Below are 26,181 nucleotides of genomic sequence, written 5' to 3' on the forward strand. Positions count from 1 at the left end.
TGACTGACAGTTTACGGCGCCTGGATTTCATCTAGATGATTGCATCATTGTTGTACCGGCAACATACATCCAATCCCCGACCCAGGGCTTGAGACAGGTAAGCGGCCGCCGCTGGCCATCTGTGCTGGCGGACTTATCCCTCGCCCCCAATGGCTGAATTGCGCTTTATGAATAACAAATACACCCATGACGAAATCTGGCACGCCGCAATGGCAAGGATCGCCGGGCTTTTTGCTGTAGAAGTCGGCGTTCTGGATCGAACTGATCGGTTTGGTGAAAATCTGGTTGCGACCAGCTCATCCGATTTCAAAAGAAATGAATTTGATATCCTCAGCGACGACATTCGCGACGTGTCTGATAAGGCTGACTTGAAGCGACTCGGCAGCGGGGATCTGCTGATCTTCACTGTGGCCGATTATTGCAGCCATATGGTTCGGTGCTATGCGCGCAATCCGGAAGAGGTTTGCCATACGCTTGGGTTGAGGCTACGGCGCGCATAGAGGTCCCGCGAGCGGGGCATACGGTCATGCAGCAGGCGTACGGAGGGACTTGCACGTGTCAGTGATGAAGACTGTTTTTGCCTGGATGTTCGGCGCTGGTACGAAATTATCTGCGCTCGAAAAAATGATACTTGAGTGTGTCGCGGCGCATCTGGACGCGCATTTGCGCGCGGCATGGAACCGGCAGATCCAGGCAATCAATAAAGTTCAGCGCCTGCCCGAGGGCGTCGAAGCCAACTTCTACAGAATAAAGAATGGCCGTTCGGATCTTGACCAAGACCTTGCATTCGCAAACAGGACAACTGAACTCCTGGTGGCCAAGGTGCAAGTCGAAATATCGAACCGGGAAAAATTGCAGGCGAAAGTCTGGTGCGTCAGTGGATTCGTCTTTTCAATCGAGTATGGCGGAAACGCCAGTTACTTTGCGGCGGCTGCAGGCATGTACCCCCAACCTGAATTCACCCTGACTTGCGAGCTTATGGCTGACCTGGCTGCGGCTGAAGATTCCGCGCAATGATAGGCGCACGCCGCTGACGGCGGTGCCAGCGTTCACCGCTTATGGCTTCGGTGGCAGTGCACAGACCGCCTCGTGTTGTAGAACAATGCGGACCTGGTGTAATCGGCAGCGCGCAACTACAGCCGCTTTGCTAAAATTGCGCGCCGCAGCACGTTCTCTTCATACACCCGATCCCACTGGAGTTTTCGCATGGCCGTCATCCGCCAGGACGACTTGATCGACAGCATTGCCGACAGTCTGCAATACATCAGCTATTACCATCCGGCCGACTATATCAAGGCACTGGGCGCCGCTTATGAGCGCGAAGAAAGCCCGGCCGCCAAAGACGCCATCGCGCAGATCCTGACCAATAGCCGCATGTGCGCGCAGGGTCAGCGTCCAATCTGCCAGGACACCGGCATCGTCACCTGTTTTGTGCGCGTCGGCATGAATGTGCAGTGGGCCGACGCAACCATGAGCGTGAGCGACATGATCAATGAAGGCGTGCGCCGGGCTTATCTGCATCCGGACAACAAGTTGCGCGCATCCATCCTGCAAGACCCCGCGGGCGGCCGCAAGAACACCAAAGACAACACCCCGGCCGTAATCCATTACGAGATTGTGGCGGGCGATACCGTCGGAATTGACATCGCGGCCAAGGGCGGTGGTTCTGAGAACAAATCCAAGTTTGTGATGCTGAACCCGTCCGATTCCATCGTTGATTGGGTGCTTAAAACCGTGCCTTTGATGGGCGCGGGTTGGTGTCCGCCTGGCATGCTGGGCATCGGCATTGGTGGTACGGCCGAGAAAGCCATGCTGATGGCCAAAGAATCGTTGATGCAGGAAATCGATATTCAGGACTTGATCGCGCGCGGCCCGCAAAACCGGGTGGAAGAACTGCGCATCGAGCTGTACGAGAAGGTGAACGCGCTGGGCATTGGCGCGCAGGGCCTCGGCGGTCTGGCCACTGTGCTGGACGTCAAGATCATGGATTGCCCCACGCACGCTGCCAGCTTGCCGGTGGCGATGATTCCCAACTGCGCCGCCACCCGCCACGTGCATTTCACGCTCGATGGCAGCGGCCCCGCCGTGCTGGAAGCGCCCAAACTGGAAGACTGGCCGGATGTGACCTGGACGCCTGCGGCCGATGCCGTTCGCGTTGATCTGAACCACATCACGCGTGAAGAAGTCGCCAGCTGGCAGCCAGGCCAGACGCTGTTGCTGAACGGCAAATTGCTGACCGGTCGCGATGCCGCGCATAAACGCATGATCGATATGCTCAACAAGGGCGAAACACTGCCGGTCGACTTTACCAATCGCTTTATTTATTACGTAGGCCCGGTCGATCCGGTACGGGAAGAAGTAGTGGGCCCGGCTGGCCCGACCACCGCCACGCGCATGGACAAGTTCACCCGCCAGATGCTGGAAACCACCGGTTTGCTGGGCATGGTGGGCAAGGCTGAACGTGGCCCGGCTGCGGTCGAAGCCATCCGCGACAACAAGGCGGTGTATTTGATGGCGGTGGGTGGCGCCGCCTATCTGGTGTCCAAGGCGATCAAGGGCAGCCAGGTGGTGGCCTTTGCTGATCTGGGCATGGAAGCGATTTATGAGTTTGATGTAGTCGACATGCCGGTCACGGTGGCCGTGGATAGCACCGGTGTTTCGGTGCATGCGGTAGCGCCCAAGCAGTGGCAGGCGAAAATCGGCAAGATTCCGGTGGTCGCGTAAATCAAGTGACCCAGCTGCACGGACATGGGGCGGCCACGCCCCATGTCTATGTCGTTCTGACCGTGTAGTCAGTGAAGTTCCGCAACTTTTTTGGGTAAAAATGCCGTTACATCGTGTGACTTGATGCCTTTAAGCTCGGATAAATCCTAATTTATCGGAGCCTCTGTGATGCACATTCGTCACCGATCTGTCTTTGCCGCCACCTTGTTGGCCACCATTACGCTGGCCCAGGCTAATCAGCCCACCACCTGGCAAGTTGCCAAGCCCGTTGCTGGCCAGACACTGCAAACCGCTACGCTGCCCAGCACGACCCTGAACGGCGACAGCGCCCACACCGCCAGTTTGTCGGTGGCGTGCCAACCGAATGCCGAACCGTACGCGTATCTGAGCATCGGCAAATCCGCCAATTTCAATACCACACCGTTTGAAGGCGCGGCTGGCGCGGGCATCAAGGAAAAACTGGTTAGCGTCGATACCCCCAAAGCCGCCGCCAAATACAACGCCAGCGGTGCGGCGCAAGGGCCGAACTTTGCATTTTCGCTGCAGCCCAGCAAAAAAGAGCTGGCCGCGTGGCTCAGCAATGCGGGTAAGCCGCTGAAGGTGGAAGTGGCCAGCGCCGATGGCAAAGGCAAACCGCTGGTGGCGCAGTTCAATCTGCCCAGCGACGCCGCCGCGCTGAAACAAGTGCTGCAACCTTGCTTGTGAGTTGCGGTGCATAGGGTGGGTCTGGACCCACCATTCCATGGCGCCAGGAAGCATGATGCAACCCATTTCGCCACGGCTTTGGGTGGTGGGCATGGCCCGTGCCAGCGAGAGGCATGGGGCAGCTTATTTCTCCACGGCTCTGATTGGTGGGTCTAGACCCACCCTATCGCAGCATTAGCGGGGGCTTAGACTTTTTCCAGCGCGATGGCGTACACGCTGGCGGCGGTCTTGATCGAGTCGTGCCGTACCACGCCGTCGGCCAGGCTGGCGATGCGGGTGCGGATGACTTCTACGCCCAGCGCGTCCAGTGCGGCGTAATCGTTGATCACCGGGGCGGCGTTTTCTGCGGCGTAGCGGGCCACCACATCGTCCGGAATGTTTTCATCGTTGATGATGACTTTGTCGATGCGCGTAATGCCATGGTCGAGGATGGCCTGGACGTGGCCGGCGGCGCTTAGATCATCCGATTCGCCCGCTTCCGTCATCAGGTTGCAGACATACACCCGGTCCGCATGCGTGTTGGCGTTGATCGCGGCGGCCACCTCGGGCAGCAATAGATTGGGCAGCACACTGGTGTACAGGCTGCCGGGGCCCATGACGATGATATCGGCGTCTTCGATGGCCTTGATGGCCAGCGGTTCGGCACGCACTTCGGCATCAAAGAACACGCGTTTGATCGCCGAGCCATGCGTGGCCAGTTTTGATTCGCCATGCACGATGCGGCCATCGGCCAGTTCGGCGTGCAGCACGGTGGCATTGGGGCAGACCGGATAAACGCGGCCCTTGATATTGAGCACCACCCCCATGTTTTCCACGGCTTTGACAAAATTGCCCTGAGTCAGCGAAAACATCGCCGTCAGCAGCAAATTGCCCATGGAATGGCCATCCAGATAATGGCCGCCATCGACGGACTTGAAACGGAATTGCAGTAAGTCATTGAAGATGCTTTCGGCTTCGCTGAGCGCCACCAGCACGTTGCGTATATCGCCGGGCGGTGGCACGCGCAATTCGCGATGCAGAATGCCGGAACTGCCGCCATCATCGGCCACCGTCACAATGGCAGTGATGTCGACCGGAAAGCGCTTAAGCCCGCGCAGCAAGGCAGACAAGCCGGTGCCGCCACCCAGGGCCACTACTTTGGGGTATTGCAGATTCATGCTGTTCCTGTGTCCGGGGGCCAGAACTGCGTAGCGTAAACCGCTCGGATAATTCTGCCAACGCCAGACTTTGCGCCAGATCAGGTGCGCTGATGAATATGCGCGGGCACGCGCCGCGATTCCGGTGTCTGCCCCTGCAGCAAAGCCATTACCGCGTCCAGACTTTGCTGCGCCAGCGCCTGGCTATCTTGCACGATGGCGTCGATGCGTACGGGCAGGCAATCCAGCAAGCGGTGATCATCGAAGGTCATCAAACGGCCGGGTGCGCCGCTTTGCGAATCCGCGTCATTGATAAAAGCGAGCACGCCTTCCAGCAACGTAATCGAAGCGGTAAACAGTGCTTGCGGATAACGCTGATGTTGCGCCACCCAGTCGCGCATCAGGGCATAGCCTGATTCGCGTTGAAAGTCGCGCTCAAATACCCAGTCGGCTTGCTCAGCCACGCCGTGCTGGGCCAGCGCACTGCGATAACCCGCCAGACGATCGCGGCTGGCCGACAGGGCAGGCTGACCACCAAAATACACAATCTCTTGCGCGCCTTGCTCGATGGCGCGGGCGACCAACTGCGCCACGGTGGCGGTGGCATCGCTGACTACGGACGGGATATTGGAATCTTCGATGCGCCGGTCGACAAAGACGAAGGGCAAGCGCTGCGTCCATTTCTGATAACGGGATGCGTCCGCCGTGCACGGCACCACCACCACGCCATCCACCTGGCGCGCCACCAGGTGCGCAATGCCATCGGTTTCGCGCTGCGGATCTTCGTCGCTGGTGACCATGACCATCTGATAACCATCGGCGCGGCACAGCGATTCCAGCGCCTGCGCCAGCGCCGAATGCGCCGAGTTGGTCAGATCAGGAATCACCAGGCCGATGGTATTGCTGCGGCGTGAACGCAAGGCGCGCGCTGACTGGCTGGGGCTGAAGTGATGTTCTTCGGCCACCTTGAGCACGCGCTCCACCGTGGCTTTGGAAATGCGATAGCGCTCGGCATAGCCATTCAGCACCATGCTGGCAGTCGTGCGCGACACCTGTGCCAGGCGCGCGATATCGTCGATGGTCAGTCTTTCAAAGCTGGACACGTTTACGCCTGTTGGGGTCAATACGATTACTAAAATCCGCTGCGCATAGGGTGGGTCATGACCCACCGTTCAAAGTGGATGAGCAGAACGCTGCGTACTGGCGTAGGCCTTTGAGTGGTGGGGACCAGACCCACCAATCAAAGTGGACGAAAAGAATGCTGCGTTTTGCTTTGCGCCTTTGGGTGGTGGGTCAAGACCCACCCTATGGCGTATTCATTTCTTGTGCCTAGAAAAAAGCCCCCGCGTAATTTCGCGAGGGCCTAAGGCTCGTTTTGGCAGTCGGTGCGTCAACGGCGCCAGGCTGATCCAGTCACACTTACTTGATCAGATTCAGCGGTACGGGGATGAATTTATCAACGGTCTGACCATCAATCAACTTCTTCGCAGCTTGCACGCCCGATTGACCAATCAATTCCGGCTGCTGTTGCACGGTGGCCGCCAGATCTCCGGCCTTTACCGCAGCTACCGCGTCGGCTGTGGCATCAAAACCGACCACCACAACTTTCTTCATACCCGCGGCTTGCAGCGCCTTCACGGCACCGAGTGCCATCTCATCGTTATGCGCAAACACGCCGTCGATATGCTTGTTGCCCTGGATGATGTTTTCCATCACCGACAGGCCCTTGGCGCGATCAAAGTCAGCCGGTTGGCGCGCGGCCAGTTTTACATCGGCCTTGCCGTCGATCACGCTATGAAAGCCCTGACCGCGTTCACGCGCAGCGGACGAACCTGCAATGCCTTCCAGCTCCACCACATTGCCTTTGCCGCCGATTTTTTCCAGCAAGAACTCAGCCGCCATCTTGCCGCCGGCCACGTTGTCCGAAGCGATATGCGCGCTGACTTCGGCGCCAGTTACGCTACGGTCCAGCGAGATCACCTTGATGCCCTTATCGGTGGCTTCTTTCACCACTGGCGCCACGGCAGCCGAATCGGTCGGGTTGATCAGGATGACGCTGACTTTTTTCTGGATCAGATCTTCCACGCTGGCCTGCTGCTTGGCCGGGTCGTCCTGCGCATCCACGGTAATCAGCGTGATGCCTTCTTTTTTGGCTTCGGCTTCAGCGCCGTTTTTCAGCGAAACAAAGAACGGATTGTTCAGCGTCGAAATGGCCAGGCCTACGGTGGCCGCGCCCGCCGGTGCTGCGGCGGCGGAGGAGGCCGGTGCGCTGGCTTCGGCCGGGGCGCTATCCGGGCCCTGTTTGGAACATGCGATCAAGCCCACCGACAGCAAGCCGGCCAGCAGCGGGGAAATAATGCGTTTCATCATCGAACTCCTGGTCATACGTGTGTTTTTTAGAAGAGTCATACCGGCGCGCCAGCCCGTCATGGGGAACCGGCCGGCGCGCCTTTACGGGATTACTTTTTATTGCCTCGGTCGATCAGCACGGCCAGCAGAATGACCGCGCCCTTGATCACCTGCTGGTAGAAGGAAGACACCTCCAGCAGATTCAAGCCGTTGTTCAACACGCCGATCAGCAGAGCGCCCACCAGCGTGCCAAAAATCCAGCCACGGCCACCGGTCAGGCTGGTGCCGCCCAGCACCACCGCCGCGATGGCGTCCAGCTCATAACCCGCGCCCGCATTGGGTTGCGCCGAGTTAAGCCGAGAAGTCAGCACCACGCCCGCCAGCGCCGACATTGCGCCCGACAGCGTGTACACCCACAGCTTGATGCGATCGACTTTCACGCCGGACAGCTTGGCCGATTCCTCGTTGCCGCCCACCGCGTAAACGTGACGACCAAACACCGTCTTTTTGAGCACAAACCAGAACACGGCAAACATCAGCAACATGCCCACCACCGGCACCGGGATCAGACCGGCCACATAGCCGCCGCCCAGCATGCTGAAAAAGTCGCTGCTAAAGCCGGCAATGGGGCTGCCGTGTGAGAACACCATGCACAGGCCGCGCAACACGGTCATGGTGGCCAGCGTGGCAATAAACGGCGCCACTTTGCCTTTGCTGATGACCAGGCCGTTAAACAGGCCCATGGCCGCACCAGCGACCACACCGGCGGCCGTCGCAAACACCGGATTAAAGCCCGCTGCCATCAAGCTGGCGCTGGCTATGGCGGACAAACCGAGGATGGAGCCCACCGACAAATCAATGCCGCCGAGCAAAATCACCAGCGTCATGCCAAACGCGATCAGCGCGTTAATCGACACCTGGCGCATTACGGTCAGCAAATTGCCCACGGTTAAAAAATCGGGGCTCATGATGGCCAGACCGGTGGCCACCAACAGCAGTGCAATAAACGGGCCGAGCTTTTGCAGCGTGGCTTTTTGTTGAGGAGTCATGGCGTTGCCTGTTCTTGTCTTCAGTACGAATGGAAGGTTTGCGTTATGCGGTGACGTTTTCCACGGGCGGCGCATCCGCAGTAAACGCCGCGGTCTGGCCACCGGTGGCGGCGGTCATGATGGTTTCTTGCGTTGCGTCTTTGGCATCAAAAATGCCGGCCTGATGGCCCTGATGCATCACCAGAATGCGGTCGCTCATCGCCAGCACTTCGGGCAATTCGGACGACACCATCACAATGGCCACGCCCGCTGCCGCCAGTTGATTGATGATGTGATAGATCTCGGCTTTGCCGCCGACGTCTACGCCACGCGTGGGCTCATCCAGCAGCAACACCTTGGGTGGCAACGCCAGCCATTTGGCGAACACCACTTTTTGCTGATTGCCGCCCGACAACGATTTGACGTCGAGCTCGGCATCGCGCGTGCGGATGCGCAATTGTTCGATCAGTTTGGCCACCGCCGTGGTCTCGGCCTTGCTGCTGACCACGCCCAGATGCGCGTAACGGTTAAGGTGCACCAGCGTCGCGTTTTCGCGCACCGACATCCCCAGCACCAGGCCCTGGCCTTTGCGGTCTTCGGTCACAAACGCCAGCCCGTGCGCGATGGCGGCAACCGCATCACGGATGTGCAACGGCTGGCCGTCCAGCGTTACCGTGCCCGCCGTGCGTGGGTTAATCCCGAACAGCGTCTTGAGGATTTCGCTACGGCCCGCGCCCATCAAACCGGCTACGCCCAGCACTTCACCGGCGCGCACTTCAAAGTTGATCTTGCTGATATTGCCCGCGTCGGCCAGGTCTTTAACCACCAACCGCACCGCGCCCGGCGTCGAATCGCGCTTGGGAAAACGGTCGCCCAGTTCACGCCCGACCATCAGCTTGACCACCTCATCAAAACTGGTCTGCGCAATCACACGCTCACCGACAAAATGGCCGTCGCGCAGCACGCTGATCTTGTCGCAAATGCGGAAGATTTCTTCCATGCGATGCGATACGTAAACGATGGCCACGCCTTGCGACTTTAGCTGCTGCATGATGCCAAACAGCGTTTCGATTTCACGGTCGGTGAGCGCTGCGGTGGGCTCGTCCATGACCAGCACTTTGGCGTTGAGCGCCAGCGCTTTGGCGATCTCCACCATTTGTTGCTGGCCAATCGACAACAGGCCGGCTTCGGCTTCGGGGTCGATGCGGTCTGCGCCCAGCGCTTGCAGATAGGTGCGCGCGGCGGTGCGCATGGCCTTGCTGTCAATCACGCCAAAACGGCGTGGCTCGCGGCCCAGAAACAGGTTTTCCATCACCGACAATTGCGGAATCAGATTCAGCTCTTGATGGATGATGGCAATGCCCAGGCGCTCGGCGTCTTGCGTTGAGGTAATCGGCGTGGCCTGGCCATCGATCACAATCTCGCCTTTGTCCGCGCGATAGACGCCGCTGAGGATTTTCATCAGCGTGGATTTACCCGCGCCGTTTTCACCCATCAAGGCATGGATTTCGCCGCCAAGGATATTGAAATCGACATCCTGCAATACATGCACCGGCCCGAACGATTTGCTGATACCGCGTAAAGAAACATGCATGACGCGATCCTTAAAAAATCACGCCGGAATGCAGGATTACATTGGCGTACGGACTGCATTCGCCGGTGCGGATAATGGCGTGGGCATTGCGGCAACGTTGCTTGAATTCTTCATGCGTCACGTAATCAACGGCCACGCCTTGCGCGGCAAACTGGCTGGCGCGTGCGGCCACCGGCGCATTGGCGGTCAGGCATTCGCTGGCGAAAACGGCGCGTTCGGTTTTGAAATCACTCAGTACCGAATCCAGCACGGCAAAGAAATCGGGCGTACCTAATTGCAGCGACAGATCGATGCATTCCACGCCGGGCGGAATGGGCAAACCGCAATCGGCAATCACGATGCTGTCGGTGTGGCCCATGCTGGCCAAAACACGCGCGATATCGCGATTCAAATGTCCCAGTTTTTTCATTGTTTTTGACCTTGGGTTTGGCTGGACAAAAAGTCGTTCAATTCGGCCAGCTTGGGCATGCCGCTTTGCGCGCCTGCCGTGGTCACCGACAACGCGCCTGCCGCATTGGCATGCCGCACCGCGTCGGCGACGCCCAGATGCCAGAACGCCGCTAGCGCGCCGTTGAAGGTGTCGCCCGCGCCGGTGCTGTCGACCGCCGTCACCGGAAAGCCCGGTTGATGCACCGCCTTGCCTGCGTGGTCGGCGTAATAAGCGCCATGCTTGCCATGAGTCATCACCAGCTTGCCCGGCAGACGCGGCAGCAAAGTGGACCAATCGCTATCAGGCGCGCCCAGTGCGGCGGCCAGTTCAAATTCATTGGGGGTGAGCAGGGTAGCGGCGTTGATCAACGATTGCGGCAGCACGGTGGCCGGCGCCGGATTCAGAAAGAAGGTTTTGCCATGGCGCAATGCAAGCGCCGCAGCGTGTTGCACCACCGGCAGCGGAATTTCCAGCTGGGTCAGGATGACATCGGCGGCGACAAAGGCGGCTTCGGCCGCATCCAGATCATCCGTGGTCAGCGCGTAATTGGCGCCCGGCACCACGACGATGGCGTTATCGCCGCCGGTGACCGTAATAGCGGCTACGCCGCTGGCCACTTCGCGCTCGAACACCCACTGCGTATCAATTCCTTCCCCTGCCAGACCGGCTTTGAGTTGTGCGCCAAACGCATCGCGCCCCACACAGCCCAGCATGCTGACCTGCGCACCCAGACGCGCTGCGGCCACCGCCTGATTGGCGCCTTTGCCCCCGGGGAAGGTGGCAAACGACTGCCCGAACAGGGTCTCGCCCAAGCGCGGGAACGCAGTGGTTTGCACCACCAGATCCATATTGATACTGCCTACCACCAATACCTTGGCCATCCATCTCTCCGGCTAACTGATCGTGCTGCTGAGCCTTAGCTAAAACGTGCTCAGCAATTGGCGGCATTTATAGCATTGGCATGTAGTGGCTGGGAAGAGGGCTACGGGGTTTTGCTTACGGAAATGGGGCAAAACAGAGCGATCAGGGCGCGGGATGAGGCGCCGATAAAGATGTTATTGTTGCGTTAATTCAATGGCTTGAATGGTTTTTTTGCTCAAACGCAGGTCCGCTCGCCGCTCGTCTGTTTAAGCGCTTAGCTTTCGGCATTTATGTAGCTACAGGCGGCTGTTTGGAATATTACTACAAGATTTAATCAATAAATCAGGTAGTAAAATTTCTACGTCTATAGGGTGGGTCTAGACCCACCCAGCAAAGTAGCGAATTAGAAGACTGATGCTCGAGTAGGCGGCTTTGATGGGTGGGTCCAGACCCACCCCATAACAATTCAATGTTTAGGCATCAGCACCAGATCCAGCACCATCAGCACCAGGCTTAGGGTCCACAGCCATCCCACCACCCGCGTGGCAACAAAAAACCACTTATGCAGCGGATTGCTAATGCGCCAGATTTCGCCGGAGCGCAATGCGGGTGGCACTTCGTAAAACTCGCGGATGCCCTGGCCCAGATTTGACGACATCGCGCCCGAAGAAACCCCCAGCAAAGCCGGATAGTTTTCACTGAGAATGCCGTGCGCCCAGGCGCAAAACGCGACATATACAAACAGGCCACCCAGGCTGCCGCTAATGGCAATCGGCAGCACAATGTCAGACAGAATATGGTCGGAAATCTGTAGCGCAAACATAAGCTTTTCCCTTCTCAAATCATGATCGCTAGCGCTCTGCGGCGCTGCACCAAGGTATAGACCCGCCCGGTTTTGCCTTGCAAGCAAACCGTCACGCCGTCGATCTGCCGGGCCGCCTTTCATCGTATGTATCGTAGTTTGTCATTCTAATGAAAGCGCCAGAAGCCTACGCTAGCGACAAACCACAACAACACCCCGCGCACCGCCGTCCCGCCCGGACGGTCCTTCGACTCAATGCTGGAAGGAATGCGCCATGATGCACGCCTTGAAACGCACGGTATTAGCCAGTTTGCTCGGTTTAAGCGCCGCGCTCGCGCAGGCCGAAGTGATCTCGCTCGATCATTACGACAATCCCGGCCCGTTTGGTGGCCCGGAATATCTTTACGAAGGCCTCGGATTTTCGCCCTATAACTCCGGCAGCGGTTACGCCAGCGCCGACTATTACAGCGCCTACACCATCGATATCGTTTCGCATCGCGGCGTGTTTGCGCTCAACGCGGTGGCGCTGGCCACCTTCCAGAACTTCGAGACCAATCCGTCCGGGCCTTATGCCATCACCGACGTCACGCTAACCGGCTATCTCGGCGATCAAACCGTGGGTTCGACGGCGCTTCATCTGACACAAACCGACGGCGTGTATCGCTGGTACAGCAGCGGTTTCAACGGGCAGGTGGACCGGATTTCGCTGGTCGGCGCTGGCCAGGATTTGCTGCAAAGCTACACGCTGAATGCGCTGGATATTTCGCCTGTGCCCGAACCGGAAACGTGGGCCTTGCTGGGCGTGGGCGCAGTGGCTATGGCTGCGCGACGCGGTCGCAAGGTCCGTGCCGGTATGGTCAGTCAGACAGGAGAATAGAGCATGTCACGTCACCTCAAAACCACGCTGTTAGCCAGCGTGATGTTGCTTGACGCCGCACTGGCGCAAGCCGCAATTATCTCGCTGGACCAGTACCACAATCCGGGCCCGGCCACGGTCACCTGGGACTATGTGTATCAAGGCCTGGTGTTCTCGCGCTTTAATCCAGGCGACGGCGCCACCAGCGGCACCTGGTACAACGGCTGGTCGATTCCGGTCACTTCGCAGCGCGGGCCGTTTGTGCTGAATGCGCTCACGCTGTCCACGTTTCAGAACCTGGAAACCGATCCCTACGGCCCATACTCCGTGCGCAATATCACGGTGACCGGTTATCTGAACGGGGTCGAGGTGGAAAGCGTGTTGTTCCAGCCCCAAATCACCGACGGCGTGTTTCGCTGGTTTGATACCGGCTTTACCGGGCTGATCGATCGGTTTGTGATCGGCGGCGACGGCCCCGGCCTGCTGAATCAATACGACACTAATGCATTCCGCATTACCGGCGTACCCGAACCGGAGACCTGGGTGTTGTCGGGCATCGGCGTGGTGGGGCTGCTGCTGCGTCGGGCACGCCAGGCTCAACGCACCCCAAGGCAGCCAGCAATTACACGAGCCAGTTCGTCTTGCTGATACGGCTTGCCCAGGCGTTGCAAAGGCATGGCGTCCGGTGGCAATTCGGCATAACCGGTGGCCAGCACGATGGGCAGGCGCGGCCAACTGGCGGCAATGGTTTCGGCCAGTTGCAGGCCGGTCATATCGGGCATTGCGTAATCGGTGATGACCAGATCAAACACGTGGCCTTCGTGCAATAAAGCCAGCGCGGCGGCACCGCTGCTGACCGCGTTGACCACGTGTTTCTGGTCTTCCAGCATGGCGCTGGTGCCCAGCAAAACCAGCTCGTCGTCGTCCACCAGCAGGATAGACAGCGGGCCGTGCGTGGGCAGGGCGGCGCTGACGGCGGCGATGGCTTCGGGGATCAGGGTGTCTTGCGCAATCGGCAGCCAGATTTCGGCGGTGGTGCCTGCGCCCGGTTTGCTTTGCAGCTTGAGCGTGCCACCCAGTTGTTGCGCCACGCCGTGCACCATCGGCAGGCCCAGGCCAGTACCCTTGCCCAGACCTTTGGTGGTAAAGAACGGTTCCAGCGCCTTGCTCTGCGTTGCGTCATCCATGCCGCTGCCATTGTCGGTGACGGCCAGCGTAACAAATTCCTGCGGCGGCAAGCCGATGGCGGCGGCGTCGGCCGGGCTGCGGTTCTTGAGCGTGATAAAGATTTCGCCGCTGCCCGTCATGGCGTCGCGCGCATTGGTGACCAGATTCATCAGCGCCAGCTCCAGCTGGTTGGCATCTGCCATCGCGTGATGCACTTGCAAGGCAAAGCGGGTTTCGATGCTGATCTTTTCGCCCACGGCGCGCTGCAATAAATCGCCCATGCCACGCACCATGGCCGGCAGATCCACCGGCTGCCGTACCAGATCCTGCTTGCGCGCAAACGCCAGCATGCGCTCAGTCAGCGCCATGCCGCGGCGCGCGCCATGGATGGCGTTATCCACCAGCCGCACCAGGCCAGCGTCTTCATGCACGCGCTTGCGTACCAGTTGCATGCAGCTGAGCACCACCATCAACAGATTGTTGAAATCATGCGCCACGCCGCCAGTGAGCTGGCCCAGCGCTTCCAGTTTCTGCGACTGGAACAAGGCCTCTTTGGCGGTTTCCAGCGCCACCTGGGCCGCGCGCCGCTCGGTCACATCGCGCGTGACCTTGGCATAGCCGACCAGATCGCCGTTTTCGTCGCGGATCGGGTCGATCACCACATGAGCCTGAAACCGCGTGCCGTCCTTGCGCACGCGCCAGCCTTCTTTTTCAAAGCGGCCTTCTTCACGCGCCTTGCGCAAACCGCGCTCGGGCTCGCCTGCGGCGCGGTCTTCTTCGGTATAAAAACTGGAGAAATGCTTGCCGAGGATTTCGGCTTCGGAATAACCCTTGATGCGTTCGGCACCGGCATTCCAGTTGGTGACATTGCCGTTGATATCGAGCATGTAGATGCCGTAATCAATCACGCTTTGCACCAGCAAGCGAAAGCGCTGCTCGCTCTCGCGCAGCGCTTCTTCGGCGATCTTGCGCTCGGTCAGATCACGCGTGACTTTGGCAAAACCGATCAGCTCGCCTGCTTCGTTGCGGATCGGATCGATCACCGCATTGGCCCAGAAGCGCGTGCCATCCTGGCGCACGCGCCAGCCTTCACCTTCAAAGCGCCCGACTGCGGCTGCCGTCTTCAGCGCATGCTCCGGCATGCCGCGGTCGCGATCTTCCTGCGTATAAAAGGCGGAGAAATGCTGGCCCAGAATCTGATGCTTTTCATAACCCTTGAACCGTCGCGCCCCGGCATTCCAGCTGAGCACGCAGCCATTGGGGTCGAGCATGTAAATGGCGTAGTCGGTGACGGCTTCAACGAGGATGCGATAGCGTTCGCTATCGTCTGGCAGCAGGGCGGCAGAGGTCATTGCGAAACCGACAGAGTTGTATGGAAAGGGGCGATTCTAACGCCATTCTGACGGAGTGCGTGGGCCGATTCTGACCCCATGCTTGTGCAGTGGATCACCTTTCCGCCTGATGGCAGACCACCTCCACATTATGTCCGTCCGGCGCAATGACAAAGGCTGCGTAATAGTTGGGACCGTAATTAACGCGCAGCCCAGGCGCGCCATGATCAATGCCGCCGGCGGCGAGGGCGGCGTGGTAAAAGGCATCCACTTGCGCGCGCGTGTCCGCCCGGAAGGCCAGATGCAGATGCGCGGGTTTTTCGTGGGTGGGAAACAGGCACAGCGAGCATTCATCGTCTGAACACATCTCTACCCCCAGCGCGTTTTCGGCCACCAGCCGGATGCCCAAGGGGGCGAGCGCGGCCAGGTAAAAGGCTTTGCTGGCGGCGTAGTCACTGACGCCGAAAACAACATGATCAAACATAAGTACTCCTGCGGATAGCCGGTGCTGCACGACCATCCAGCGTGGTCGCGCATGCAGTCAGGGAAGCGGCGGCGCTGGCTACTTTTAGCGCCGCCAAGACGTGGGCAGCCCAAGGCCCTCGCAGGCAATGCGGCGTGCGTGATGCCGTTTATAAATCATCTGCAACGTTCAGGGCCCAGCGCCGGACAAGACTTTATAGACACGGTTGAGGCTGCCGACCATGGCCTATCGCGTCACGATCTCTATCGGTGCCGCCATCACCTTATCCAGCGTAATCGGCGTATCGCGCACCCGGCGGCCGGTGGCGTGGTAGATGGCGTTGCTGATTGCCGCAGAGACGCCCACCAGGCCAATTTCGCCGACGCCCTTGGCGCCGATGCGGCTGACCACGCGGTCGTCTTCTTCCACAAAAATTACGTCGATATCGTGGATGTCGGCATTCACTGCCACGTGATATTCGGCAAAGTTGGCGTTCATGAAACGGCCAAGGCGGTGGTCCTGGAAGGTTTCTTCATGCAGCGCCTGGCTGATGCCCCAGACCACGCCGCCGACGATCTGGCTGCGCGCGGTTTTGGCGCTGATGATCTTGCCTGCCGCAATGGCCGAGACCACGCGGGTAACGCGCACGGTGCCGAAATCCTCATCCACATGCACTTCGCAGAACACGGCCGAATGCGTGGCGCGCTGATATTTTCTTTGCTGCAGCATATTGGGCAGCATCAGATATTTGACCTCGACGCGTGCTTCAGCGGCTTGCTGCAGCAACTGCGTCAGCGCCAGCGCTACGTCGGGTTGTTGGCGTAAACGCAACTGTCCCTCAACAAATTCGACATCGCTGACTTTGGCGCGGGCAAACGGCGAGTCTGGCAGCGCTTTGGCCAGTTTCAGCAAGCGCTTCTGCAATTTCTCGCAGGCGCCTGCCACGGCCGAGCCCACCGTGGAGACATGGCTGGAGCCGCCTTCAATCGGCGCCACCGGCAGGGTTGAGTCGCCCAGCTGAAACGTCACCTGTTCCAGCGGCAAGCCCATGCTGGCGGCGGCGATCATGGCCATTACCGTATAGGTGCCGGTGCCGATATCGGTGGCGGCGCTGCTGACCACCAGGCGGCCGTCGGCATGCAACACGGCACTGGCGCGCGCAAACATCTGTAGCGCATCCCAGGTACCGGTGGCCATGCCCCAGCCCACCCATTCGCTGCCCTTGCGCATCGAGCGCGGTTGCGGCGGGCGTTGCGCCCAGCCAAAGCGCGCCGCGCCTGCGGCATAACATTCACGCAGCGCTTTGCTGGAGAAAGGCAAATCTTTGGTGGGATCGACTTCGGCGTAGTTTTTCAGGCGCAGGGCCAGCGGGTCCATCTGCAGCGCATACGACAACTCGTCCATGGCAATTTCCAGCGCATGCACGCCATGTGCCGCGCCCGGCGCGCGCATATCGATGGGGGTGTAGTTGTCGAGATCGACCAGGTGATAGCCAAGACGGATGTTGTCGCAGGCGTAAAGCTGGCCGGACCAGTTGACCACCACTTCGGTGTAGTCCTCCCGGCGCGAGGTTTCCGCCACCGCATCGTGCTGGATCGACAGCAATCTGCCGTCTGCGGCGGCGGCCAGTTTGATCGATTGCCGGGTTTCCGGACGATGGCCAAAGGTGAACATCTGCTGCCGCGTCAGCACCACGCGCACCGAACGCTGCAGTTTGAGCGCGCCCATCACCGCCAACGCCAGCTGGTATTGCGGGCGCAAACCCGAGCCAAACGCGCCACCCACATACGGATTGCGCACAGTCACTTTGCGCCCGGAAATGCCGAACACATGCGACACATACCAGCGGCTGTTTTGCGAGCTTTGGGTTTTGTCATAGATGGTCAGATGGCCGTCGGCGGCGCGGATCACGGTGGAGGCAAACAGCTCCATTGGATTGTGATGCTCAACGCCGCTATGGAACTCGGCCGCGATCTTGACCGGTGCCGCCGCATAGGCGGCTTCGGCGTGGCCTTTTTCTTTGGGCGGGGGCACAAAGCCGGCTTTCAAACCGTGCGGGTCGTGCGCCCGATCGAGGTGGGCGGCCAGTTCGGTCTGGTGCGCTTCAACGGCGTAATCCGCGCGTACCAGACTGGCCGCATGGCGTGCGGCTTCAAAACTCTCGGCCAGCACCAGCGCAATCGGCTGGCCGCTGTAGAACACAACGTTGTCGTACAAGGGGCGGAAAGGAAAACCACCCGGCGCCGTCATGTCTTTGTACGACAGCTTGAACGGGCGCATGCGTGGGCGGTTGGCGTGCGTGATGATGTCGACCACGCCCGGCACGCGCAAGGCAGCGTCCAGTTCAAAACCGAGAATGCGGCCTTTGGTGATGGTGCTGTTCACCACCACGCCATAGAGCAGATCGGTCGCTGGATGCTCGGCCGCGTATTGCGCCGCGCCGGTGACCTTGGCACGGCCATCGACGCGCGACACCGCCATCCCCGGTTGGACCATGCCGGTGCCGATTTCGGCGCTGGGCGTTTTGAGCGGAGCGATCAGATCGGTCATTGCAAGGCCTCCGGGCCATTCTGGCGATAGTCGTCGTCGGTGTTATTGCGGGTGCCGGCCAAGGCGGTTTGCAAGGCGCGCACGATGGCGCGTTGTGCCAGTTCAATCTTGAAGTCGTTGGCGCCCTGGCCTTGCGCGCCACGCAGCAGCCGCGCGGCCACGGCGCGGAACGCCGCCTCATCCGGCAGCACGCCCTGCAACAGCGCTTCGGCCTCTGGCACACGCCAGGGTTTATGCGCCACGCCACCGAGCGCTACGCGCGCCTGGCTGATACGGCCCGCGGCATCCAGCTGCAAAGCCGCCGCCACCGACACCAGGGCAAACGCATACGACGCGCGATCGCGCAGTTTGAGATAGGCCGAATGCGCGGCAAATGCCGTTGCTGTGGCGGGCAGGGTGATATGTGTGATCAATTCATCGGCGGCCAGCGTGGTGTCGTCTTGCGGCCGGTCTTCGGGCAAACGATGGAATTCGGCAAACGCAATCTGGCGCGTGCCGCGCGTTGATTGCACATGGACCGTGGCTGCCAGCGCCGCCAGTGCCACGCACAGATCGGATGGATGGGTGGCAATACAATGTGCGCTGGCGCCGAGGATGGCGTGCTGGCGCGTAATGCCGCCGATGGCCGCACAGCCGCTGCCCGGATCGCGTTTATTACACGGCACGCCGATGTCGTAAAAGTAATGGCAGCGCGTGCGTTGCAGCAGATTGCCGCCGTTGCTGGCCATATTGCGGATCTGCGGGGACGCGCCCGCCAGGATCGCCGCGGTCAGCAGCGGATAACGCGTGCGTACCAGCGGGTGGTAGGCGGTGTCGGCATTGCGGGCCAGCGCGCCCAGATGCAGGCCAGCGTCGGCGGTTTCTTCAATGCGATCGAGCGGCAGGCCATTCACATCAACCAGCCGCGCCGGATGCATCACATCGGCTTTCATCAGATCGACCAGATTGGTGCCGCCCGCCAGAAAGCGAGGGGGCATGCGGCTGTCGGTGTCGGGCTCGGCCTGGATTGCGTTTAACGCGGCGGCAGTGTCTTGCGGGGCGACATAAGCAAACGGGTTCATGGCGCCACCGTCCCCACCGTCTCCGGGCTGACGTTCGGCGCGGCTTGCGCCGACGTGTCGCGCAGGCCCATCACGCTGCTGACCGCCTGCACAATTTGCGGATAAGCGCCGCAACGACAAACATTGCCGCTCATCAATTCGCGCACGGCCGCGGTGGTATGGGCTTCGCCTTCGCGCAGCAAACCAAGCGCCGAGCAAATCTGCCCCGGCGTGCAATACCCGCATTGCAAGGCATCGTGGTCAATAAAGGCCTGCTGCAAGGGATGCAACTGCTCGCCGTCGGCCACGCCTTCGATGGTGGTGATGTCATGGCCATTCTGGCTCACCGCCAGCGCCAGACAGGCGTTGATGCGACGGCCATTGCTCAGCACGGTACAGGCGCCGCACTGGCCGTGATCACAGCCTTTTTTGCTGCCCGTCAGCAACATGCGTTCGCGCAGCAAATCCAGCAGCGTGACCCAGGTTTCGATTTCAAATTGATGGCGCTCACCGTTTACCGTGAGCGTAACGGGATAGAGCGGGGCGGCAGGCCGTGGCACTGGCTGTGCCGCGCTGGCGGAGGACGGGGCGCTGTCAGGCATGACGATATTCCGCAGAGAGGGGATGAGCGATTCTGGCAGCTCCGCCGCCGCCAGAAAGCCAGTGTCGCGCCTACTACCAGGCAGGCGCGACAGCGACGCAGCGCGTCAGGCAGGGCTTAACGGCGCGCCGTAATGCCCGGGGTTTCCGCGCGCACCAGGAACTGATACGTGGTGTCCGGCAGGTGCTCGAGCAGCCATTGGGCCATGGCTTGTTCTTGCGGCAGGATCTGTTCGCAAGCGCGCTGGGTTTCCACGTCGCCCACGGCCCGCGCCGCTTCGATCAGCACGGTGTAGGTGGCGATTTCGAGGTTCTCGAACACATAACCGCTAATCGAACCCTTGATGACTTCATCGCTCATGGTCATGCCACCGATGGCCTGGCCAAACGCCATCAATTTGCCGCCGAGGTCCTTCATCACCGAATGCGAACCGCCAAGGCGGTTGATACATGCTTCCAGCAGTTTTTGCTGGCCCAGCGTCTCTTGCAAATGCAGGTCGATGCGCGCTTTCAGATCAGGGTAATGCTCCAGCCGCGACGATTGCGCCTTGAGCATTTGTTCCGCTTGTTGCTCCATGGCATGGGCGTCGCGCAGCCAGTCGAGCAGATTGTCTTTACGATCAGTAGTCATGGTGCTTGCTCCAGGTAATGTCGATGAGGCCGCGTGACGCAAACTGCGCCACGCGCTTCAAGGCCACCATGATGGGCAAAAGCACAAAGCAAAATAGTCAGCCGCCACCATCGCGCGGTGTAGTCCGGCAACGATGCCGCGTGTACGCCTCAGGCCGCTTTAACGCGGTACTGCAGATGGCAGGTGTGATGCGCGCCTGCCCGCGCCGCCACCAGCTCCAGCTGCAGTTGCTGGCCCAGGCCCTGATCGCCCGCTTCAAAAATGGCCGGGCTGCCCGATTTACCGTCGATGGCGGGGCAGAGCAGCAAACTTACTTCATCCACCAGCCCGGCTTTGAGGAAGGCACCGTTGATGGTGGCGCCGCCTTCCAGCAACAGCGTCTTGATGCCGAGTTTCTGATTGAGCTGCTGCAGCATTTCGGCCAGATCAATGTCATCGGACGGCTGCACCAGATAAGACACGCCCGCTGCAATCAGCTCAGCCAGATGGCTATCCGGCACGGTTTGCGTCAGCACTACCACCACGTGGCCATTGTCGGCAGTGGGGCTGTCCCAGTGCAGCACGGCTTTACGATCGATGGCGATGGCGTAGCTGCGGGCGCTGGCATCGGCCACATGCCATGGTCGCTCCGGTTTGCTGTCGCCCACCGCAGCGGGCGCTGCGGCGCCGGTGGCAAATTCTTTCATGGTGGTGGTGCCGGCCAGCCACGCATCGGCGGCAAAGCCGTTATGGATGCGCTGGTACTCGTCCAGCATGGCCGCTTGCAGGGGCGAGCCCTCGGGCGCCCATTCATCCACCAGCAAACGTCCATCCAGCGGGGCCATCATGTGGCAAATCACGTGCGGTTTCATGGTTGCTCCAGGTCGGATCAGCAAAGTATTGACGCTTGCTATCAGACCCTGGCGCGGCAGCGCGGCGCATCCGGCGTGGCGCCGATATGCGTGTCGGCGGGCCGGAGCATGGTTATTTCACATACGAGCGGATCACCTGGAGCACCACGTCGAGATCATCGCGTCGTTGCGCTTCGTCGGCTTCCAGCACCAGATGATGCGTGATATGGCCTTCGATCACCGCGCCCAGCAGGCCGTTGACCGCGCCGCGGATGGCGGCAATCTGTTGCAGGATGGCGCCGCAATCGTCGCCATTTTCCAGTTGTTTTTCCAGCGCGGCCGCCTGGCCCTGAATGCGGCGCACCCGCGCCATCAGTTTGGGTTTGTCCTGGATGGTGTGGCTCATCGTCAAGCTCCGTGGGCAATGGCGCAGGGTAACATGCACTAATACCAGGGGGTAGTATCCCCACATACTTGGGGGTAGTATGCCCAGCCATCACTTTCGAACCGGCTAGCGCCCTCGTCATGACTGATTTCTCAACACTGTTGCAGCACGGCAATGCGTGGCTGTTTATCCCCTCCGCCATCCTGTTAGGGGCCCTGCACGGGTTGGAGCCGGGGCATTCCAAAACCATGATGGCGGCGTTTATTGTGGCGATTCGCGGCACGGTGGGGCAGGCGGTGTTGCTGGGGCTGGCAGCCACCTTGTCGCATACGGCGGTGGTGTGGGCCGTGGCTTTGACCGGCATGTACCTGGGCCGCAACTGGGATGCCACAGCGGCGGAACCGTGGTTTCAACTGGTTTCTGCGGTACTGATCATCGCGGTGGCGGCGTGGATGTTGTTGCGCACCTGGCGCGAGCAACAAGCCGCGCAGGCCCATGCGGCGGCGCTGGCGCAGACCGCGCTTGCGCAGGGGGAGGCCGAACGCCTGGTCGATACCGGCCACGGCACCATCCGGCTGACGCTGGCGGATACGGCGGCAGGCCAGGTGTTTCGCATGTATCAAGTGGGGCGGATGGGCCATCACTGGTTATCAAAAGACGTTGCGCTTGAAACCACGCGTGCCGACGGCACACAGCAGCGCTTCCGTTTTGCCTCGAAGATGGGCTATCTGGAATCCACCGACCCGATCGCAGCGCCGCCGTGCTTCAGCGCACGCCTGTCGCTGGGGCACGCCGGTCACAGTCATGACTATGACCTCGACTTTGGTTTGCCTGACGCGGACGCGACGACGGCAGGCGGGGAGGAATATCAGGACGCGCATGAACGCGCCCATGCCAACGATATCCGTCGCCGCTTTGCCAGCGGCAACGTGACCACCGGGCAGATTGTAATGTTCGGTTTGACCGGGGGCCTGGTGCCGTGTCCCGCTTCGATCACCGTGTTGTTGCTGTGTCTGCAGTTAAAGAAAATCAGCCTCGGCGCCGCGCTGGTGCTGTGTTTCAGCATCGGGCTGGCGCTGACCATGGTCCTCAGCGGCACGCTGGCCGCCTTGTCGGTCCACCATGTGGCGCGACGTTGGCGCGGTTTTGGCGATTTCGCACGCAAGGCTCCGTTTGTGTCCGGCGCGCTGATCATGCTGGTGGGTTTGTACGTGGGCTACCACGCGCTGCGCGCACTGAGCTGAAGCGAGCCGCAATCCGGGCCCGGTTCAAGTTAGCGCCGGCCCGGCGCCAAATTTTTCCACCAGAAAATCCACAAATACGCGCACGCGCGCCGGCATGGTCGGACCGCCGACAAATACTGCATGAAAGGCCTCGCGATCTTGCGGGTTGTAGTCTTCCAGCAGTGCAATCAAGCTGCCATTGGCCAGATCCTCCCGTACCGCAAACGCGCCTTCGCGCGCGATACCAACGCCGTGGCGGGCCAGATGCGTCAATGCTTCGCCGCTGTTGGCGACGATGCTACCCGCCACCTTCAGCCGAAAATCCCGACCGTCGCGCCGGAACGGCCAGCCGGCTTCAGCACGGCGGAAATTGAAACCGAGGCAGTTGTGTTTGAGTAAATCTTCCGGCGTCTGCGGCGTGCCGTGGCGGCGCAAATAGTCCGGCGCGGCGACGATCACATGGCCGGTCTCGCCCAGCTTGCGCGCGGTCAGCGGGCTGTCGGCCAGCGCGCCAAAGCGCACCGCAATATCCGCCTGGCCGCCGAGGATATCCACCACATGATCGGTCAGGCTCAGATCAACCACGATATGGGGAAACCGCGCGCTGAACTCCCCCAGCAAAGGCACGATGGCAATGCGACCATGCGTGAGCGAAGCGCTGACGCGGATGCGTCCACGCGGTACGCCCTGGTCGGTGATGGCTCCTTCCACCTCGGCAATATCGGCCAGAATGCGGCGTGCGGCATGCAAATAAGCATCCCCCTCCACCGTCAATGAAATGTGCCGCGTGGTGCGCACCAGCAGGCGCGCGCCCAGCCTGGCTTCGATGCGCGCCACGATGCGACTGATGGCCGAGGGCGTCAGATCAAGCTGGCGCGCCGCTGCCGACAGGCTGCCGTGTTCGGCCACGGCCACAAAGACTTCCATTTCTCCTGAACGCCCGCTTACATCCATTTGTGACTCCCACGCAAAACTATTAGTCCGGAAACGGCACTAGTTGCGGTTTATTCTCGCCATTATTCTTGTTGACGCACAAACGAGGAAATAAAAATGCGTTCGATGTCCCCCTTGCTGGCTTTGTCGATCGGTGCTTTTGGCATCGGCGTGACCGAATTTGCGCCCATGGGCATGCTGCCTGGCATCGCCAGCGACCTGGGCGTCTCCATACCCACGGCGGGTTTGCTGGTCAGCGGCTACGCCATGGGCGTGTTGCTGGGCGCGCCGTTCATGACGCTGAGCACCACGCGGGTGCCACGGCGACTGTTGCTGATTGCGCTGATGGCGATTTTTACCGTGGGCAATCTGATGGCCGCGCTGGCTACCAGCTACAGCGCATTGCTGGTGGCGCGGGTGGTCACTTCACTGTGTCACGGCGCGTTTTTCGGCGTCGGCTCGGTGGTGGCCACGCAAGTAGTGGCGCCAGAAAAACGCGCTGGCGCCGTCGCCACCATGTTTATGGGCCTGACTATTGCCACCATCGGCGGCGTGCCGCTGGCGACCTGGGTGGGCGATACCCTGGGCTGGCGCTCGGCCTTCTGGGGCATTGCCGGTCTGGGCGTGCTGGCGATGGCCGCGTTGCGTTACGCCTTGCCCGATGTGCCCGCTGGCCATAGCGATAACGTCATGGCGGAGATCCGCGTGCTCGGCCAACGCGCCGTGCTGTCAGCACTGGCGCTGACGGTGCTGGGGTCGAGCGCCATGTTTACCGTGTTCACTTACATCGCGCCCATCCTGCATGAACAAACGCATGCCTCAACCGGCTTTGTCTCGGCCATGCTGATGCTGTTTGGCGTCGGCATGACCATCGGCAATCTGTGGAGCGGCAAAGCCACCGACCGCGCGCCTGATCGCACGCTGATCGTCACGCTGGTGGCGCTCACCGTCATCCTGCTGGGCTTTGCCGTGATCATGCGCTGGACCGTGCCCGCCGCCATCACCATTCTGTTCTGGGGCATCGCCAGCTTTGCCATTGTGCCGCCGCTGCAAATGCGGGTTATGACTGCCGCGGCCGCCGCACCCAACCTGGCTTCGGCCACCAATATCGGCGCCTTCAACCTCGGCAACGCCATCGGCGCGGCACTGGGCGGTGCGGTCATCGATGCGGGGCTGGGCTATCCGGCGGTGTCGCTGGCTGGCGCGGCGATGGCGGCCAGTGCGCTGATTACGCTGCTGCTGATCAAAACATGGGGACGCGCGCCGCTGGCTTCGGCTTGAGGGTTGGCTGGATGGGAGCGCGGTAAATAGAAAAACGGGTGATCCGCCGGGGCCGTCCGGCGTCGTAACGCACCCTACGCGCCGGTCTGCGAAACATGCATAGGGTGGGTCTAGACCCACCTCACCAAGCCATATGCAAGTAACGCGATACCGGCCCAGCACTCTGCCTGGTCCGCACCGCAACGCTGCAGTGATGTTGTTGCTTGGGCATGGAACCGGGGCCCGGCTGGATTAGCGCGGTGCGCCGAGGGTGGGCAATGCCGTCTGCACGGCGCGGGTGATCAGATCGCGTAGCCAGCGATGCGCCGGGTCGGCGTCAAAGCGCGGATGCCAGATGGCCGCGATTTTGAGGGTGGGCGTGGCGACGGGCAACTCGAAATGCTGTAGCCGGGGCGCGCCCGTTGCAGCGCTGGCCAGCGCGTGGCCCAGGCTGGCCGACGACACCAGGCCCAGCGCATCGCAATTGCCCACAATCTGCATCGCATTGGCAAAGTTGGGCACCACCAGCGCGACGGTGCGGCGCAGACCAAGTTGCTCCAGCGCCATATCCACCGGCCCCGCAAAATCCGCCTTGCGCGACACCACCACGTGCGGATAGCTCACGTAATGGGCTGCCGTGATCGCCGCATGCGCCAACAGCGGATGCCCGACCCGGCAGATGCCAACAAAGCGGTCTTCAAACAGCAAACGCGTTTTGATTTCGGGGGCGAGCGTGCCCAGCGTGCCGATTTCCAGATCAATGGCGCCATCGCGTAGCGGCTGCGCATCCTTGTCAAATTTGGGCGTAAAGCGCAGGCAAACGTGGGGCGCCGTGCGGGCGAGCGCGGTGAGCAGGGTCGCGCCCACCAGATCAACCAGGCCATCGTTGGCGCGCAGCGTAAACGTGCGTTGCAATGTGGCTGGATCAAAGCTGCTGCGCGCCGGCTGCAGCACGCGCTGGGCCGCTTGCGCCAGGCCTTGTACCTGATCGCGCAGTTGTTCGGCGTAGGGCGTCAGCACCAGATTGCGCCCGGCCTGCACCAGCAAGGGGTCGCCGGTGGCGCTGCGCAAGCGCGTTAGCGTGCGGCTCATGGCGGATGGGCTTAAACCCAGCCGGCGCGCGGCGCGGGTGACGCTCATTTCCGTCAGCAACGCTTCCAGCGCGGGCAATAAATTAAGGTCTACAGATTGCATGGCGGATGCTTTCCAGGTGTGCATGGCATGCAATCGATTATTGCATGTGATGCGGCTGGTGCAAGTCCGGTCGGGCGCTCAGAATCAAA

The 26,181-nt window shown here is 60.8% G+C and carries 26 protein-coding genes; 8 read left to right on the forward strand and 18 right to left on the reverse strand.

Annotated elements, in window-relative coordinates; genetic code table 11:
• Positions 1-167: 167 nt before the first annotated feature.
• From ACYQ1A_RS03170 to ACYQ1A_RS03185, 4 genes are all read left to right on the forward strand, one after another.
• Positions 168-500, forward strand: a complete 333-nt coding sequence (locus ACYQ1A_RS03170) for a hypothetical protein (protein WP_499360139.1) — start codon at positions 168-170, stop codon at positions 498-500.
• A 64-nt stretch (positions 501-564) separates the two neighbouring features.
• The gene (locus tag ACYQ1A_RS03175; RefSeq protein WP_499360141.1) at positions 565-1,017 is read left to right on the forward strand and encodes a hypothetical protein; all 453 of its coding nucleotides are present in this window, start codon (positions 565-567) and stop codon (positions 1,015-1,017) included.
• A 189-nt stretch (positions 1,018-1,206) separates the two neighbouring features.
• Positions 1,207-2,724, forward strand: coding sequence for a fumarate hydratase (locus tag ACYQ1A_RS03180; RefSeq protein ID WP_499360143.1), 1,518 nt, complete (start codon positions 1,207-1,209; stop codon positions 2,722-2,724).
• A 168-nt stretch (positions 2,725-2,892) separates the two neighbouring features.
• A complete protein-coding gene (locus tag ACYQ1A_RS03185) occupies positions 2,893-3,429 on the forward strand; it encodes a hypothetical protein (RefSeq protein ID WP_499360144.1) in 537 nt (178 codons plus the stop codon).
• A gap of 185 nt (positions 3,430-3,614) precedes the next feature.
• Here the strand turns inward: ACYQ1A_RS03185 and ACYQ1A_RS03190 are convergent, their stop codons facing one another.
• From ACYQ1A_RS03190 to ACYQ1A_RS03225, 8 genes are all read right to left on the reverse strand, one after another.
• Positions 3,615-4,586 (reverse strand): gluconeogenesis factor YvcK family protein, encoded by a 972-nt coding sequence (locus ACYQ1A_RS03190; protein WP_062223348.1) that lies wholly within the window; start codon positions 4,584-4,586, stop codon positions 3,615-3,617.
• A gap of 80 nt (positions 4,587-4,666) precedes the next feature.
• On the reverse strand, positions 4,667-5,668 hold the full coding sequence (locus ACYQ1A_RS03195) for a substrate-binding domain-containing protein (RefSeq protein ID WP_499360146.1): 1,002 nt from the start codon (positions 5,666-5,668) through the stop codon (positions 4,667-4,669).
• Between the two features lie 316 nt (positions 5,669-5,984).
• Complete coding sequence (gene rbsB, locus ACYQ1A_RS03200) at positions 5,985-6,935, reverse strand: ribose ABC transporter substrate-binding protein RbsB (RefSeq protein ID WP_499360149.1); 951 nt, start codon at positions 6,933-6,935, stop codon at positions 5,985-5,987.
• An 89-nt stretch (positions 6,936-7,024) separates the two neighbouring features.
• On the reverse strand, positions 7,025-7,963 hold the full coding sequence (locus ACYQ1A_RS03205; protein ID WP_499360151.1) for an ABC transporter permease: 939 nt from the start codon (positions 7,961-7,963) through the stop codon (positions 7,025-7,027).
• A gap of 43 nt (positions 7,964-8,006) precedes the next feature.
• The gene (locus ACYQ1A_RS03210; RefSeq protein WP_499360152.1) at positions 8,007-9,536 is read right to left on the reverse strand and encodes a sugar ABC transporter ATP-binding protein; all 1,530 of its coding nucleotides are present in this window, start codon (positions 9,534-9,536) and stop codon (positions 8,007-8,009) included.
• 10 nt (positions 9,537-9,546) lie between these two features.
• Positions 9,547-9,945 carry a D-ribose pyranase gene (rbsD, locus tag ACYQ1A_RS03215; RefSeq protein ID WP_499360153.1) on the reverse strand — a complete coding sequence of 133 codons (399 nt, stop codon included), beginning with the start codon at positions 9,943-9,945 and terminating at the stop codon, positions 9,547-9,549.
• On the reverse strand, positions 9,942-10,847 hold the full coding sequence (locus tag ACYQ1A_RS03220; RefSeq protein WP_499360154.1) for a ribokinase: 906 nt from the start codon (positions 10,845-10,847) through the stop codon (positions 9,942-9,944). The genes rbsD and ACYQ1A_RS03220 overlap by 4 nt, the downstream gene beginning before the upstream one ends.
• Positions 10,848-11,293: 446 nt before the next feature.
• Positions 11,294-11,650: a hypothetical protein gene (locus ACYQ1A_RS03225; protein WP_499360155.1), complete on the reverse strand. Its 357-nt coding sequence runs from the start codon at positions 11,648-11,650 to the stop codon at positions 11,294-11,296.
• 253 nt (positions 11,651-11,903) lie between these two features.
• On the opposite strand from ACYQ1A_RS03225, the gene ACYQ1A_RS03230 reads away from it, so the two are divergent.
• Both ACYQ1A_RS03230 and ACYQ1A_RS03235 read left to right on the forward strand, forming a co-directional pair.
• Positions 11,904-12,506: a PEP-CTERM sorting domain-containing protein gene (locus ACYQ1A_RS03230; RefSeq protein WP_062223933.1), complete on the forward strand. Its 603-nt coding sequence runs from the start codon at positions 11,904-11,906 to the stop codon at positions 12,504-12,506.
• A 3-nt stretch (positions 12,507-12,509) separates the two neighbouring features.
• Complete coding sequence (locus ACYQ1A_RS03235; protein ID WP_062223931.1) at positions 12,510-13,133, forward strand: PEP-CTERM sorting domain-containing protein; 624 nt, start codon at positions 12,510-12,512, stop codon at positions 13,131-13,133.
• Here the strand turns inward: ACYQ1A_RS03235 and ACYQ1A_RS03240 are convergent.
• The 8 genes from ACYQ1A_RS03240 to ACYQ1A_RS03275 all read right to left on the reverse strand — a co-directional run bounded on the left by ACYQ1A_RS03240 (position 13,082) and on the right by ACYQ1A_RS03275 (position 21,503).
• On the reverse strand, positions 13,082-15,004 hold the full coding sequence (locus tag ACYQ1A_RS03240; protein ID WP_499360157.1) for a hybrid sensor histidine kinase/response regulator: 1,923 nt from the start codon (positions 15,002-15,004) through the stop codon (positions 13,082-13,084). The two genes, ACYQ1A_RS03235 and ACYQ1A_RS03240, sit on opposite strands and share 52 nt — an antisense overlap.
• 94 nt (positions 15,005-15,098) lie before the next feature.
• Positions 15,099-15,467 carry a VOC family protein gene (locus tag ACYQ1A_RS03245; RefSeq protein ID WP_499360159.1) on the reverse strand — a complete coding sequence of 123 codons (369 nt, stop codon included), beginning with the start codon at positions 15,465-15,467 and terminating at the stop codon, positions 15,099-15,101.
• A gap of 225 nt (positions 15,468-15,692) precedes the next feature.
• Complete coding sequence (locus ACYQ1A_RS03250) at positions 15,693-17,996, reverse strand: xanthine dehydrogenase family protein molybdopterin-binding subunit (protein WP_499360161.1); 2,304 nt, start codon at positions 17,994-17,996, stop codon at positions 15,693-15,695.
• Positions 17,993-19,057, reverse strand: a complete 1,065-nt coding sequence (locus tag ACYQ1A_RS03255) for an FAD binding domain-containing protein (protein ID WP_499360162.1) — start codon at positions 19,055-19,057, stop codon at positions 17,993-17,995. Before ACYQ1A_RS03255 ends, ACYQ1A_RS03250 begins: the two co-directional genes overlap by 4 nt.
• The gene (locus ACYQ1A_RS03260; RefSeq protein ID WP_499360164.1) at positions 19,054-19,638 is read right to left on the reverse strand and encodes a (2Fe-2S)-binding protein; all 585 of its coding nucleotides are present in this window, start codon (positions 19,636-19,638) and stop codon (positions 19,054-19,056) included. The genes ACYQ1A_RS03255 and ACYQ1A_RS03260 overlap by 4 nt, the downstream gene beginning before the upstream one ends.
• Positions 19,639-19,754: 116 nt before the next feature.
• Complete coding sequence (locus ACYQ1A_RS03265; protein ID WP_499360167.1) at positions 19,755-20,267, reverse strand: ferritin-like domain-containing protein; 513 nt, start codon at positions 20,265-20,267, stop codon at positions 19,755-19,757.
• Positions 20,268-20,416: 149 nt separating this feature from the next.
• A complete protein-coding gene (locus tag ACYQ1A_RS03270) occupies positions 20,417-21,118 on the reverse strand; it encodes a RibD family protein (RefSeq protein WP_062225336.1) in 702 nt (233 codons plus the stop codon).
• A 112-nt stretch (positions 21,119-21,230) separates the two neighbouring features.
• The gene (locus ACYQ1A_RS03275) at positions 21,231-21,503 is read right to left on the reverse strand and encodes a metal/formaldehyde-sensitive transcriptional repressor (RefSeq protein WP_499360169.1); all 273 of its coding nucleotides are present in this window, start codon (positions 21,501-21,503) and stop codon (positions 21,231-21,233) included.
• A 119-nt stretch (positions 21,504-21,622) separates the two neighbouring features.
• On the opposite strand from ACYQ1A_RS03275, the gene ACYQ1A_RS03280 reads away from it, so the two are divergent.
• Positions 21,623-22,726 (forward strand): nickel/cobalt efflux transporter, encoded by a 1,104-nt coding sequence (locus ACYQ1A_RS03280; RefSeq protein WP_499360171.1) that lies wholly within the window; start codon positions 21,623-21,625, stop codon positions 22,724-22,726.
• A 24-nt stretch (positions 22,727-22,750) separates the two neighbouring features.
• Here ACYQ1A_RS03280 and ACYQ1A_RS03285 read toward each other — a convergent pair whose 3' ends face one another.
• Positions 22,751-23,632, reverse strand: a complete 882-nt coding sequence (locus tag ACYQ1A_RS03285) for a LysR family transcriptional regulator (protein WP_499360173.1) — start codon at positions 23,630-23,632, stop codon at positions 22,751-22,753.
• A 123-nt stretch (positions 23,633-23,755) separates the two neighbouring features.
• On the opposite strand from ACYQ1A_RS03285, the gene ACYQ1A_RS03290 reads away from it, so the two are divergent.
• The gene (locus ACYQ1A_RS03290; protein WP_499360174.1) at positions 23,756-24,919 is read left to right on the forward strand and encodes an MFS transporter; all 1,164 of its coding nucleotides are present in this window, start codon (positions 23,756-23,758) and stop codon (positions 24,917-24,919) included.
• Between the two features lie 231 nt (positions 24,920-25,150).
• On the opposite strand, the gene ACYQ1A_RS03295 is transcribed toward ACYQ1A_RS03290, so the two are convergent.
• Entirely contained in the window at positions 25,151-26,092 is a 942-nt protein-coding gene (locus ACYQ1A_RS03295; RefSeq protein ID WP_499360176.1) for a LysR family transcriptional regulator, read from the reverse strand.
• Positions 26,093-26,181 lie beyond the last annotated feature (89 nt).

The sequence above is a fragment of the Silvimonas sp. JCM 19000 genome, from assembly GCF_054652575.1.

Excerpts from the sequence above, each read along its gene's own strand:
- ACYQ1A_RS03170 (WP_499360139.1), top strand. The coding sequence starts at position 168 with ATGAATAACAAATACACCCATGACGAAATCTGGCACGCCGCAATGGCA.
- ACYQ1A_RS03175 (WP_499360141.1), top strand. The coding sequence starts at position 565 with ATGAAGACTGTTTTTGCCTGGATGTTCGGCGCTGGTACGAAATTATCT.
- ACYQ1A_RS03180 (WP_499360143.1), top strand. The coding sequence starts at position 1,207 with ATGGCCGTCATCCGCCAGGACGACTTGATCGACAGCATTGCCGACAGT.
- ACYQ1A_RS03185 (WP_499360144.1), top strand. The coding sequence starts at position 2,893 with ATGCACATTCGTCACCGATCTGTCTTTGCCGCCACCTTGTTGGCCACC.
- ACYQ1A_RS03190 (WP_062223348.1), bottom strand. The coding sequence starts at position 4,586 with ATGAATCTGCAATACCCCAAAGTAGTGGCCCTGGGTGGCGGCACCGGC.
- rbsB (WP_499360149.1), bottom strand. The coding sequence starts at position 6,935 with ATGATGAAACGCATTATTTCCCCGCTGCTGGCCGGCTTGCTGTCGGTG.
- ACYQ1A_RS03205 (WP_499360151.1), bottom strand. The coding sequence starts at position 7,963 with ATGACTCCTCAACAAAAAGCCACGCTGCAAAAGCTCGGCCCGTTTATT.
- ACYQ1A_RS03210 (WP_499360152.1), bottom strand. The coding sequence starts at position 9,536 with ATGCATGTTTCTTTACGCGGTATCAGCAAATCGTTCGGGCCGGTGCAT.
- rbsD (WP_499360153.1), bottom strand. The coding sequence starts at position 9,945 with ATGAAAAAACTGGGACATTTGAATCGCGATATCGCGCGTGTTTTGGCC.
- ACYQ1A_RS03220 (WP_499360154.1), bottom strand. The coding sequence starts at position 10,847 with ATGGCCAAGGTATTGGTGGTAGGCAGTATCAATATGGATCTGGTGGTG.
- ACYQ1A_RS03225 (WP_499360155.1), bottom strand. The coding sequence starts at position 11,650 with ATGTTTGCGCTACAGATTTCCGACCATATTCTGTCTGACATTGTGCTG.
- ACYQ1A_RS03230 (WP_062223933.1), top strand. The coding sequence starts at position 11,904 with ATGATGCACGCCTTGAAACGCACGGTATTAGCCAGTTTGCTCGGTTTA.
- ACYQ1A_RS03235 (WP_062223931.1), top strand. The coding sequence starts at position 12,510 with ATGTCACGTCACCTCAAAACCACGCTGTTAGCCAGCGTGATGTTGCTT.
- ACYQ1A_RS03240 (WP_499360157.1), bottom strand. The coding sequence starts at position 15,004 with ATGACCTCTGCCGCCCTGCTGCCAGACGATAGCGAACGCTATCGCATC.
- ACYQ1A_RS03245 (WP_499360159.1), bottom strand. The coding sequence starts at position 15,467 with ATGTTTGATCATGTTGTTTTCGGCGTCAGTGACTACGCCGCCAGCAAA.
- ACYQ1A_RS03250 (WP_499360161.1), bottom strand. The coding sequence starts at position 17,996 with ATGACCGATCTGATCGCTCCGCTCAAAACGCCCAGCGCCGAAATCGGC.
- ACYQ1A_RS03255 (WP_499360162.1), bottom strand. The coding sequence starts at position 19,057 with ATGAACCCGTTTGCTTATGTCGCCCCGCAAGACACTGCCGCCGCGTTA.
- ACYQ1A_RS03260 (WP_499360164.1), bottom strand. The coding sequence starts at position 19,638 with ATGCCTGACAGCGCCCCGTCCTCCGCCAGCGCGGCACAGCCAGTGCCA.
- ACYQ1A_RS03265 (WP_499360167.1), bottom strand. The coding sequence starts at position 20,267 with ATGACTACTGATCGTAAAGACAATCTGCTCGACTGGCTGCGCGACGCC.
- ACYQ1A_RS03270 (WP_062225336.1), bottom strand. The coding sequence starts at position 21,118 with ATGAAACCGCACGTGATTTGCCACATGATGGCCCCGCTGGATGGACGT.
- ACYQ1A_RS03275 (WP_499360169.1), bottom strand. The coding sequence starts at position 21,503 with ATGAGCCACACCATCCAGGACAAACCCAAACTGATGGCGCGGGTGCGC.
- ACYQ1A_RS03280 (WP_499360171.1), top strand. The coding sequence starts at position 21,623 with ATGACTGATTTCTCAACACTGTTGCAGCACGGCAATGCGTGGCTGTTT.
- ACYQ1A_RS03285 (WP_499360173.1), bottom strand. The coding sequence starts at position 23,632 with ATGGAAGTCTTTGTGGCCGTGGCCGAACACGGCAGCCTGTCGGCAGCG.
- ACYQ1A_RS03290 (WP_499360174.1), top strand. The coding sequence starts at position 23,756 with ATGCGTTCGATGTCCCCCTTGCTGGCTTTGTCGATCGGTGCTTTTGGC.
- ACYQ1A_RS03295 (WP_499360176.1), bottom strand. The coding sequence starts at position 26,092 with ATGCAATCTGTAGACCTTAATTTATTGCCCGCGCTGGAAGCGTTGCTG.